The 12,752-nt window shown below is 46.5% G+C and carries 2 protein-coding genes, 4 tRNA genes and 6 rRNA genes; all 12 read right to left on the bottom strand.

The genetic code is table 11. The annotated features are described in order from the left end of the window. Positions 1–100: 100 nt before the first annotated feature. Entirely contained in the window at positions 101–592 is a 492-nt protein-coding gene (locus ACNFVB_RS00675) for a hypothetical protein (protein ID WP_430737753.1), read from the bottom strand. Between the two features lies 1 nt (position 593). Then, complete coding sequence (locus tag ACNFVB_RS00680; RefSeq protein WP_430737754.1) at positions 594–1,082, bottom strand: YfbU family protein; 489 nt, start codon at positions 1,080–1,082, stop codon at positions 594–596. Positions 1,083–1,250: 168 nt separating this feature from the next. Beyond that, positions 1,251–1,365: ribosomal RNA gene (gene rrf / locus ACNFVB_RS00685) — 5S ribosomal RNA — on the bottom strand. Positions 1,366–1,488: 123 nt separating this feature from the next. After that, positions 1,489–4,343: ribosomal RNA gene (locus ACNFVB_RS00690) — 23S ribosomal RNA — on the bottom strand. A gap of 328 nt (positions 4,344–4,671) precedes the next feature. Continuing rightward, a tRNA-Ala gene (locus ACNFVB_RS00695) sits at positions 4,672–4,747 on the bottom strand. Between the two features lie 8 nt (positions 4,748–4,755). After that, positions 4,756–4,832 (bottom strand) — tRNA-Ile (locus ACNFVB_RS00700). Positions 4,833–4,905: 73 nt separating this feature from the next. Further along, positions 4,906–6,441, bottom strand: a 16S ribosomal RNA gene (locus tag ACNFVB_RS00705). A gap of 995 nt (positions 6,442–7,436) precedes the next feature. Further along, positions 7,437–7,551, bottom strand: a 5S ribosomal RNA gene (gene rrf / locus ACNFVB_RS00710). Between the two features lie 123 nt (positions 7,552–7,674). Continuing rightward, positions 7,675–10,526: ribosomal RNA gene (locus ACNFVB_RS00715) — 23S ribosomal RNA — on the bottom strand. 328 nt (positions 10,527–10,854) lie between these two features. After that, a tRNA-Ala gene (locus ACNFVB_RS00720) sits at positions 10,855–10,930 on the bottom strand. Between the two features lie 8 nt (positions 10,931–10,938). After that, positions 10,939–11,014, bottom strand: a tRNA-Ile gene (locus ACNFVB_RS00725). Between the two features lie 73 nt (positions 11,015–11,087). Further along, positions 11,088–12,621, bottom strand: a 16S ribosomal RNA gene (locus ACNFVB_RS00730). Together the 16S, 23S and 5S rRNA genes with 4 tRNA genes alongside form the textbook arrangement of a ribosomal RNA operon. Positions 12,622–12,752: the final 131 nt, after the last annotated feature.

A 12,752-nucleotide genomic window follows, 5' to 3' on the forward strand; every position in this document is an offset into this window, starting at 1 on the left:
CCTATTTTAGTTTAAACTCAATCTACGCAGAAGTTATAAGTTATAGCTACGAAAAAGAGGCGACTAACTAAAAATCTAGACCTATCTACTCTATTATTATTTACTCAACGATACTTTCCTTTTGGTCAGTTAATTCTCGCTTCAAATTAGGTGAAAAGCCGACAACAATATTTAAGATATTTGAACCATGCTCTGATATTTTCTTTACAGAAGATGCTTTCTTAAACTCAATTAACTCCAAATATATCTCATTGTAAGTCTCATCTGCGACATTAGTTGAATCATCTGAAAAATAATCTCTAAATGATTTTAGTTTATTTATAAAATCTAATACTACCTCTGCGTCTAAATTATGAGATATACCAGCTAGTCCTTTAGGATTAGATGAACCATACTTGTTGAATGCTTTTTGCGCTGCGTTTAGTAACGCTTGAAGCTCTGATAGCTCTGAAGTTTTACGATGACTAATAAGCTGATGCTTTATTGATTGCGCCAAATTTGCAGCTTTCTTAGCGACATTTGCCTGTCTTAATGCATAGATTGCACCTAAAATAGAGCAAATCGAACCAATCCAATTGACTATTTCGCTCATCTCAAGCTTCCAATATCAAGGCTATCTGTTCTGTTGTAAGATCAAAATCAAAATTCCGCCATACTTTTAACTGTCTACGATACTGTTCAAGCATTCTAGTATGACTATTAAATTGTGGGAATGACTGACCATACTTTAGTTCTTCAAACCTTTCTAAGTCTAAAACAAAATACTGAACATAGTTTCTTAATGCTGATTCGTTATTGCCATCAAATCCTTTAAACTTAATACTATTAGGAATCTCCGCTCCTGAGTTATTATTGAGCCATGAGAAAGTAATAGATCGATACATATCTAAAATATCTAAAACTTCCTTGCACTCTTCAGTAGTTAAACCTTCGCTTAAATTCTCAGTCAACCAAGAGTACTGTAGTTCAAATCCATACTCTAATGCTTTTCTATTTTTAGCATGATAGTCAGCTTCATCTGGATATAATTTCTCTAGAATCAACAGTTGATTAATTAGTTCATACCTTTTTAATTTGTCCATTTGTTATCCCCTAAAGAGTAGCTATTATTTAATTTAAAACTAATACATTTTAGAAACTCTACCAATATATCATTAATGAACTAAAAATATAAATCTTAAGGATAGATAGTAAATCTAACAAAAAAAAGCCCCCTTAACAATTAAGTTAAGGGGGCTTTTGGAATAGAGAGCTGACGATGACCTACTCTCACATGGCCGGAGCCACACTACCATTGGCGCAACGATGTTTCACTTCTGAGTTCGGGAAGGGATCAGGTGGTGCCATCGTGCTATTGTCGTCAGCAAAGAGGGTTAGATATGAGTCTATGTTTGTTTTACTTAATGACTTAAGTATCACTTATCCTAACTGAATCAAGGATAACGGTGATATCGAATAATTGCTTGATACAAACCACTTGGGTGTTGTATGGTCAAGCCAAACGAGCAATTAGTACAGGTTAGCTACACGCATCACTGCGCTTCCACACCCTGCCTATCAACGTCCTAGTCTTGAACGGCTCTTTAGGGAAATCTAATCTTGAGGTGGGCTTCCCGCTTAGATGCTTTCAGCGGTTATCCCATCCGAACGTAGCTACCGGGCAATGCCATTGGCATGACAACCCGAACACCAGCGGTTCGTCCACTCTGGTCCTCTCGTACTAGGAGCAGATCCTCTCAAATTTCCAACGCCCACGGTAGATAGGGACCGAACTGTCTCACGACGTTCTAAACCCAGCTCGCGTACCTCTTTAAATGGCGAACAGCCATACCCTTAGGACCTGCTTCAGCCCTAGGATGAGATGAGCCGACATCGAGGTGCCAAACACCGCCGTCGATATGAACTCTTGGGCGGTATCAGCCTGTTATCCCCAGAGTACCTTTTATCCGTTGAGCGATGGCCCTTCCATACAGAACCACCGGATCACTAAGACCTACTTTCGTACCTGCTCGACTTGTGGGTCTCGCAGTTAAGCGCGCTTTTGCCTTTATACTCTATGAACGATTTCCGACCGTTCTGAGCGCACCTTCGTACTCCTCCGTTACTCTTTAGGAGGAGACCGCCCCAGTCAAACTACCCACCATACATTGTCCTCGGTATTGTGATACCTGAGTTAGAACCCCAACATGACCAGGGTGGTATTTCAAGGATGGCTCCACCAAGACTGGCGTCTCGGTTTCAAAGCCTCCCACCTATCCTGCACAAGTCAGGTCAAAGTTCAATGTAAAGCTGTAGTAAAGGTTCACGGGGTCTTTCCGTCTAGCCGCGGGTACACAGCATCTTCACTGCGATTTCGATTTCACTGAGTCTCTGCTGGAGACAGCGCTGCCATCATTATGTCATTCGTGCAGGTCGGAACTTACCCGACAAGGAATTTCGCTACCTTAGGACCGTTATAGTTACGGCCGCCGTTTACTGGGGCTTCGATCAAGACCTTCGCATACGCTAAGCCCATCAATTAACCTTCCAGCACCGGGCAGACATCACACCCTATACGTCCACTTTCGTGTTTGCAGAGTGCTGTGTTTTTAATAAACAGTTGCAGCAGCCTGGTATCTGCGACTGCCAATAGCTTACGGAGCAAGTCCTTCACCATCAGCAGCGTACCTTCTCCCGAAGTTACGGTACCATTTTGCCTAGTTCCTTCAGCAGAGTTCTCTCAAGCGCCTTGGTATTCTCTACCTGACCACCTGTGTCGGTTTAGGGTACGATTCGTTTATGACTATCGCTTAGAAGCTTTTCCTGGAAGCATGGTATTTGCCACTTCGTCCTACAAGTAGGACTTGCTATCAGATCTCGGTATGAAATAGCCCGGATTTACCTAAGCTATAAACCTACATCCTTCCACTCAGACAACCATCGCTGAGCTGGCATAACCTTCTCCGTCCCTCCATCGCATCATAAACAAGTATCGGAATATTAACCGATTTCCCATCGACTACGCCTTTCGGCCTCGCCTTAGGGTCGACTCACCCAGCCCCGATTAACGTTGGACTGGAACCCTTGGTCTTCCGGCGTGCGAGCTTTTCACTCGCATTATCGTTACTCACGTCAGCATTCGCTCTTGTGATACCTCCAGCATGCTTTACAACACACCTTCACAGGCTTACACAACGCTCCCCTACCACTTGAAACAAATTCAAATCCGCAGCTTCGGCTCCTAGTTTGAGCCCCGTTACATCTTCCGCGCGGGCCGACTCGACTAGTGAGCTATTACGCTTTCTTTAAAGGATGGCTGCTTCTAAGCCAACCTCCTAGCTGTCTATGCCTTCCCACCTCGTTTCCCACTTAACTAGGAATTTGGGGCCTTAGCTGGCGGTCTGGGTTGTTTCCCTCTCCACGATGGACGTTAGCACCCACCGTGTGTCTCCCGGATATCACTCATCGGTATTCGGAGTTTGCATCGGTTTGGTAAGTCGGTATGACCCCTAGCCGAAACAGTGCTCTACCCCCAATGGTGTTCGTCCGAGGCGCTACCTAAATAGCTTTCGGGGAGAACCAGCTATCACCGAGTTTGATTAGCCTTTCACCCCTATCCACAAGTCATCCCCTGGCTTTTCAACGACAGTGGGTTCTGGTCCTCCGGTGCCTGTTACGGCACTTTCAACCTGCTCATGGATAGATCACTCGGTTTCGGGTCTATACCCTGCAACTAGACGCCCTATTAAGACTCGGTTTCCCTACGGCTCCCCTAAACGGTTAACCTTGCTACAGAATATAAGTCGCTGACCCATTATACAAAAGGTACGCGGTCACCCAACAAGTGGGCTCCCACTGCTTGTACGCACACGGTTTCAGGTTCTATTTCACTCCCCTCACAGGGGTTCTTTTCGCCTTTCCCTCACGGTACTGGTTCACTATCGGTCAGTCAGGAGTATTTAGCCTTGGAGGATGGTCCCCCCATCTTCAAACAGGATTTCTCGTGCCCCGCTCTACTTAATATGTTAACGCTAATGTTTCGAATACAGGACTATCACCTACTATGGTCAGCTTTCCCACGCTGTTCTTCTACATTAGCATTAATCGGCTTCTCCCCGTTCGCTCGCCGCTACTAGGGGAATCTCAATTGATGTCTATTCCTAAGGGTACTGAGATGTTTCACTTCCCCTCGTTCGCTTCTTGTACAAGTACAAGATACTTACCTTATGGTAAGTGGGTTTCCCCATTCAGAAATCTCCGGATCACAGGATATTGCCGCCTCCCCGAAGCTTATCGCAGGCTGTCACGTCTTTCATCGCCTCTGACTGCCAAGGCATCCACCATGTGCGCTTAATTACTTGACCATACAACCCCAAGGGGTCTTTGTCAGCAATTATAACGATATCACCTATGTTTACGCTTGATTCAGTTCTCTTTACTTTGAAGACTAGCCCTTGGGATAACAAACAATGTCGTTAAAAGGCTAGTCTTCAGGTTAACAATAACACGTGAAATGTTATTGCTAACCCAGACTCATATCTATGTTTTTAAATAGTCTCTATGCTTTCGTCAAGTCATAGATTTCCGTATAAAACAGAAAGAAGTAATCGTGTCTTTATTCAAAGATAAATCACTTGTTTCTATTTAATACCTATTGTATTTATTTGCACGCTAAGCTTCCGAGGTTTGTAGTGGTGGAGCCAAACGGAGTCGAACCGTTGACCTCCTGCGTGCAAGGCAGGCGCTCTACCAACTGAGCTATGGCCCCATGTATAATGGTGGGTCTAGGTGGACTTGAACCACCGACCCCCGCGTTATCAACACGGTGCTCTAACCAGCTGAGCTACAGACCCTAGTACGTCCTAAAACGTAAGCTTAAACTAAAGAACAACTTGTTGTGAATTCTTGCTGACCGAATGCTGTCTATAAGGAGGTGATCCAGCCGCAGGTTCCCCTACGGCTACCTTGTTACGACTTCACCCCAGTCATCAACCACACCGTGGTGATCGCCCTCACTAAGTTAGGCTAACCACTTCTGGTGCAATCAACTCCCATGGTGTGACGGGCGGTGTGTACAAGGCCCGGGAACGTATTCACCGCGGCATTCTGATCCGCGATTACTAGCGATTCCTACTTCATGGAGTCGAGTTGCAGACTCCAATCTGGACTACGATAGGCTTTTTGAGATTCGCATCACATCGCTGTGTAGCTGCCCTCTGTACCTACCATTGTAGCACGTGTGTAGCCCTGGTCGTAAGGGCCATGATGACTTGACGTCGTCCCCGCCTTCCTCCAGTTTGTCACTGGCAGTATCCTTAGAGTTCCCGGCTTAACCCGCTGGTAACTAAGGACAAGGGTTGCGCTCGTTGCGGGACTTAACCCAACATCTCACGACACGAGCTGACGACAGCCATGCAGCACCTGTATCACAATTCCCGAAGGCACTCTCGTATCTCTACAAGATTCTGTGTATGTCAAGACCAGGTAAGGTTCTTCGCGTTGCATCGAATTAAACCACATGCTCCACCGCTTGTGCGGGCCCCCGTCAATTCATTTGAGTTTTAACCTTGCGGCCGTACTCCCAGGCGGTCTACTTATTGCGTTAGCTGCGTCACTAAGTCCTCAAGGGACCCAACGACTAGTAGACATCGTTTACGGCGTGGACTACCAGGGTATCTAATCCTGTTTGCTACCCACGCTTTCGAACCTCAGTGTCAGTATGATGCCAGGAAGCTGCCTTCGCCATCGGTATTCCTCCAGATCTCTACGCATTTCACCGCTACACCTGGAATTCTACTTCCCTCTCACCTACTCTAGCTTAACAGTATCAGATGCAGTTCCCAGGTTAAGCCCGGGGATTTCACATCTGACTTATCAAGCCACCTACGCTCGCTTTACGCCCAGTAATTCCGATTAACGCTTGCACCCTCTGTATTACCGCGGCTGCTGGCACAGAGTTAGCCGGTGCTTATTCTGCAGCTAATGTCATCGCTAACGGGTATTAACCGTTAGGTCTTCTTCACTGCTTAAAGTGCTTTACAACCAAAAGGCCTTCTTCACACACGCGGCATGGCTGGATCAGGGTTTCCCCATTGTCCAATATTCCCCACTGCTGCCTCCCGTAGGAGTCCGGGCCGTGTCTCAGTCCCGGTGTGGCTGATCATCCTCTCAGACCAGCTACAGATCGTCGCCTTGGTAGGCCTTTACCCCACCAACTAGCTAATCCGACTTAGGCTCATCTAATAGCGAGAGCAGTAAACTGCCCCCTTTCTCCCGTAGGACGTATGCGGTATTAATTCGAGTTTCCCCGAGCTATCCCCCACTACTAGGTAGATTCCTAAGTGTTACTCACCCGTCCGCCGCTCGACGCCTGGGAGCAAGCTCCCATCGTTTCCGCTCGACTTGCATGTGTTAAGCCTGCCGCCAGCGTTCAATCTGAGCCATGATCAAACTCTTCAGTTTAATCTTTCTGAAGCCTTTACCTATAAATAGGAAGATGACTTCTAATCTTGGCTCATTTATCTAGCAAATCGCTTAAAATTATGTTCGTAATGAATTAACTTTGAGTTTTTCTGCTGAGTAAATGATAATTTTTATAGTTAGATTTAACTCCCGAAAAGAAGTCAAAACCAACTTTATTTTTTAGCATTCTATATCAGCAAAAATCCACACAAGTTGTTCTTTAGTTGTGCTTTTAAATAGTGTCTCTTCACTGTCGTCCAGTTAAAGAGTTATATAACTAATAACTAAGCAATGTGCTTATCGTTATTAGCGAGCCGACTATCATATCATAAAGATTTGGTTTGTCAAGCTTTTTATCTAATTTGTTTCTCAAGGTTCGCTGTGTTGTTACTATGTAATCTACCCTAGTAATGCTTAGCTTGTCCTGATGAGGTGCGTATTATAGACGCTTTATTTGGTAAGTCAAGAACTAATTTGGTTTATTTTAAATTAGTTGGTCAGGCTTGGAGTTTAAGAGTTTAAAATAATAAATCATTCTTTGAATGAGCCACTCTTTAATCCGCCTTCCCTTTCGACTGGGTGGCATTATACGCGTATTTGGATGGGGGTCAAGGGGTGTTTGATCTTTTATTTAAAATAAATAATAACTCATTGAAATATATACATTAAAAACTCAAAATATACCAAGTCTTTAAAACCACAACTGCAACCGTAATCTATATACTCGGTAAACGAAGCTTGCAAACATTGATATTCCCACCGTCTAGCCATAGGGCTCTCTCAATAATAAAAGCTTGTCTATAAGGTAATAGTTTAGAAGGCGATTGTCTGCAAAACAATTGGGATCTAATCTAAAGATTATTTACGATCGCTAAGAGATATGAGAGATAAAAATAAGCTTTAACCCATCATCGTGCACTATTTAAACCTGTTTTTAGATTTTAGATAAAAAAAGCCCCCACTCGGATATGAGTGGGGGCTTTTAGGGAATAGAGAGCTGACGATGACCTACTCTCACATGGCCGGAGCCACACTACCATTGGCGCAACGATGTTTCACTTCTGAGTTCGGGAAGGGATCAGGTGGTGCCATCGTGCTATTGTCGTCAGCAAAGAGGGTTAGATATGAGTCTATGTTTGTTTTACTTAATGACTTAAGTATCACTTATCCTAACTGAATCAAGGATAACGGTGATATCGAATAATTGCTTGATACAAACCACTTGGGTGTTGTATGGTCAAGCCAAACGAGCAATTAGTACAGGTTAGCTACACGCATCACTGCGCTTCCACACCCTGCCTATCAACGTCCTAGTCTTGAACGGCTCTTTAGGGAAATCTAATCTTGAGGTGGGCTTCCCGCTTAGATGCTTTCAGCGGTTATCCCATCCGAACGTAGCTACCGGGCAATGCCATTGGCATGACAACCCGAACACCAGCGGTTCGTCCACTCTGGTCCTCTCGTACTAGGAGCAGATCCTCTCAAATTTCCAACGCCCACGGTAGATAGGGACCGAACTGTCTCACGACGTTCTAAACCCAGCTCGCGTACCTCTTTAAATGGCGAACAGCCATACCCTTAGGACCTGCTTCAGCCCTAGGATGAGATGAGCCGACATCGAGGTGCCAAACACCGCCGTCGATATGAACTCTTGGGCGGTATCAGCCTGTTATCCCCAGAGTACCTTTTATCCGTTGAGCGATGGCCCTTCCATACAGAACCACCGGATCACTAAGACCTACTTTCGTACCTGCTCGACTTGTGGGTCTCGCAGTTAAGCGCGCTTTTGCCTTTATACTCTATGAACGATTTCCGACCGTTCTGAGCGCACCTTCGTACTCCTCCGTTACTCTTTAGGAGGAGACCGCCCCAGTCAAACTACCCACCATACATTGTCCTCGGTATTGTGATACCTGAGTTAGAACCCCAACATGACCAGGGTGGTATTTCAAGGATGGCTCCACCAAGACTGGCGTCTCGGTTTCAAAGCCTCCCACCTATCCTGCACAAGTCAGGTCAAAGTTCAATGTAAAGCTGTAGTAAAGGTTCACGGGGTCTTTCCGTCTAGCCGCGGGTACACAGCATCTTCACTGCGATTTCGATTTCACTGAGTCTCTGCTGGAGACAGCGCTGCCATCATTATGTCATTCGTGCAGGTCGGAACTTACCCGACAAGGAATTTCGCTACCTTAGGACCGTTATAGTTACGGCCGCCGTTTACTGGGGCTTCGATCAAGACCTTCGCATACGCTAAGCCCATCAATTAACCTTCCAGCACCGGGCAGACATCACACCCTATACGTCCACTTTCGTGTTTGCAGAGTGCTGTGTTTTTAATAAACAGTTGCAGCAGCCTGGTATCTGCGACTGCCAATAGCTTACGGAGCAAGTCCTTCACCATCAGCAGCGTACCTTCTCCCGAAGTTACGGTACCATTTTGCCTAGTTCCTTCAGCAGAGTTCTCTCAAGCGCCTTGGTATTCTCTACCTGACCACCTGTGTCGGTTTAGGGTACGATTCGTTTATGACTATCGCTTAGAAGCTTTTCCTGGAAGCATGGTATTTGCCACTTCGTCCTACAAGTAGGACTTGCTATCAGATCTCGGTATGAAATAGCCCGGATTTACCTAAGCTATAAACCTACATCCTTCCACTCAGACAACCATCGCTGAGCTGGCATAACCTTCTCCGTCCCTCCATCGCATCATAAACAAGTATCGGAATATTAACCGATTTCCCATCGACTACGCCTTTCGGCCTCGCCTTAGGGGTCGACTCACCCAGCCCCGATTAACGTTGGACTGGAACCCTTGGTCTTCCGGCGTGCGAGCTTTTCACTCGCATTATCGTTACTCACGTCAGCATTCGCTCTTGTGATACCTCCAGCATGCTTTACAACACACCTTCACAGGCTTACACAACGCTCCCCTACCACTTGAAACAAATTCAAATCCGCAGCTTCGGCTCCTAGTTTGAGCCCCGTTACATCTTCCGCGCGGGCCGACTCGACTAGTGAGCTATTACGCTTTCTTTAAAGGATGGCTGCTTCTAAGCCAACCTCCTAGCTGTCTATGCCTTCCCACCTCGTTTCCCACTTAACTAGGAATTTGGGGCCTTAGCTGGCGGTCTGGGTTGTTTCCCTCTCCACGATGGACGTTAGCACCCACCGTGTGTCTCCCGGATATCACTCATCGGTATTCGGAGTTTGCATCGGTTTGGTAAGTCGGTATGACCCCCTAGCCGAAACAGTGCTCTACCCCCAATGGTGTTCGTCCGAGGCGCTACCTAAATAGCTTTCGGGGAGAACCAGCTATCACCGAGTTTGATTAGCCTTTCACCCCTATCCACAAGTCATCCCCTGGCTTTTCAACGACAGTGGGTTCGGTCCTCCGGTGCCTGTTACGGCACTTTCAACCTGCTCATGGATAGATCACTCGGTTTCGGGTCTATACCCTGCAACTAGACGCCCTATTAAGACTCGGTTTCCCTACGGCTCCCCTAAACGGTTAACCTTGCTACAGAATATAAGTCGCTGACCCATTATACAAAGGTACGCGGTCACCCAACAAGTGGGCTCCCACTGCTTGTACGCACACGGTTTCAGGTTCTATTTCACTCCCTCACAGGGGTTCTTTTCGCCTTTCCCTCACGGTACTGGTTCACTATCGGTCAGTCAGGAGTATTTAGCCTTGGAGGATGGTCCCCCCATCTTCAAACAGGATTTCTCGTGCCCCGCTCTACTTAATATGTTAACGCTAATGTTTCGAATACAGGACTATCACCTACTATGGTCAGCTTTCCCACGCTGTTCTTCTACATTAGCATTAATCGGCTTCTCCCCGTTCGCTCGCCGCTACTAGGGGAATCTCAATTGATGTCTATTCCTAAGGGTACTGAGATGTTTCACTTCCCTCGTTCGCTTCTTGTACAAGTACAAGATACTTACCTTATGGTAAGTGGGTTTCCCATTCAGAAATCTCCGGATCACAGGATATTGCCGCCTCCCCGAAGCTTATCGCAGGCTGTCACGTCTTTCATCGCCTCTGACTGCCAAGGCATCCACCATGTGCGCTTAATTACTTGACCATACAACCCCAAGGGGTCTTTGTCAGCAATTATAACGATATCACCTATGTTTACGCTTGATTCAGTTCTCTTTACTTTGAAGACTAGCCCTTGGGATAACAAACAATGTCGTTAAAAGGCTAGTCTTCAGGTTAACAATAACACGTGAAATGTTATTGCTAACCCAGACTCATATCTATGTTTTTAAATAGTCTCTATGCTTTCGTCAAGTCATAGATTTCCGTATAAAACAGAAAGAAGTAATCGTGTCTTTATTCAAAGATAAATCACTTGTTTCTATTTAATACCTATTGTATTTATTTGCACGCTAAGCTTCCGAGGTTTGTAGTGGTGGAGCCAAACGGAGTCGAACCGTTGACCTCCTGCGTGCAAGGCAGGCGCTCTACCAACTGAGCTATGGCCCCATGTATAATGGTGGGTCTAGGTGGACTTGAACCACCGACCCCGCGTTATCAACACGGTGCTCTAACCAGCTGAGCTACAGACCCTAGTACGTCCTAAAACGTAAGCTTAAACTAAAGAACAACTTGTTGTGAATTCTTGCTGACCGAATGCTGTCTATAAGGAGGTGATCCAGCCGCAGGTTCCCCTACGGCTACCTTGTTACGACTTCACCCCAGTCATCAACCACACCGTGGTGATCGCCCTCACTAAGTTAGGCTAACCACTTCTGGTGCAATCAACTCCCATGGTGTGACGGGCGGTGTGTACAAGGCCCGGGAACGTATTCACCGCGGCATTCTGATCCGCGATTACTAGCGATTCCTACTTCATGGAGTCGAGTTGCAGACTCAATCTGGACTACGATAGGCTTTTTGAGATTCGCATCACATCGCTGTGTAGCTGCCCTCTGTACCTACCATTGTAGCACGTGTGTAGCCCTGGTCGTAAGGGCCATGATGACTTGACGTCGTCCCCGCCTTCCTCCAGTTTGTCACTGGCAGTATCCTTAGAGTTCCCGGCTTAACCCGCTGGTAACTAAGGACAAGGGTTGCGCTCGTTGCGGGACTTAACCCAACATCTCACGACACGAGCTGACGACAGCCATGCAGCACCTGTATCACAATTCCCGAAGGCACTCTCGTATCTCTACAAGATTCTGTGTATGTCAAGACCAGGTAAGGTTCTTCGCGTTGCATCGAATTAAACCACATGCTCCACCGCTTGTGCGGGCCCCGTCAATTCATTTGAGTTTTAACCTTGCGGCCGTACTCCCCAGGCGGTCTACTTATTGCGTTAGCTGCGTCACTAAGTCCTCAAGGGACCCAACGACTAGTAGACATCGTTTACGGCGTGGACTACCAGGGTATCTAATCCTGTTTGCTACCCACGCTTTCGAACCTCAGTGTCAGTATGATGCCAGGAAGCTGCCTTCGCCATCGGTATTCCTCCAGATCTCTACGCATTTCACCGCTACACCTGGAATTCTACTTCCCTCTCACCTACTCTAGCTTAACAGTATCAGATGCAGTTCCCAGGTTAAGCCCGGGGATTTCACATCTGACTTATCAAGCCACCTACGCTCGCTTTACGCCCAGTAATTCCGATTAACGCTTGCACCCTCTGTATTACCGCGGCTGCTGGCACAGAGTTAGCCGGTGCTTATTCTGCAGCTAATGTCATCGCTAACGGGTATTAACCGTTAGGTCTTCTTCACTGCTTAAAGTGCTTTACAACCAAAAGGCCTTCTTCACACACGCGGCATGGCTGGATCAGGGTTTCCCCATTGTCCAATATTCCCCACTGCTGCCTCCCGTAGGAGTCCGGGCCGTGTCTCAGTCCCGGTGTGGCTGATCATCCTCTCAGACCAGCTACAGATCGTCGCCTTGGTAGGCCTTTACCCCACCAACTAGCTAATCCGACTTAGGCTCATCTAATAGCGAGAGCAGTAAACTGCCCCTTTCTCCCGTAGGACGTATGCGGTATTAATTCGAGTTTCCCCGAGCTATCCCCCACTACTAGGTAGATTCCTAAGTGTTACTCACCCGTCCGCCGCTCGACGCCTGGGAGCAAGCTCCCATCGTTTCCGCTCGACTTGCATGTGTTAAGCCTGCCGCCAGCGTTCAATCTGAGCCATGATCAAACTCTTCAGTTTAATCTTTCTGAAGCCTTTACCTATAAATAGGAAGATGACTTCTAATCTTGGCTCATTTATCTAGCAAATCGCTTAAAATTATGTTCGTAATGAATTAACTTTGAGTTTTTCTGCTGAGTAAATGATAATTT

It is taken from the genome of Psychrobacter sp. VH5 (genome assembly GCF_050572635.1).
Classification (GTDB): Bacteria; Pseudomonadota; Gammaproteobacteria; order Pseudomonadales; family Moraxellaceae; genus Psychrobacter; species Psychrobacter celer.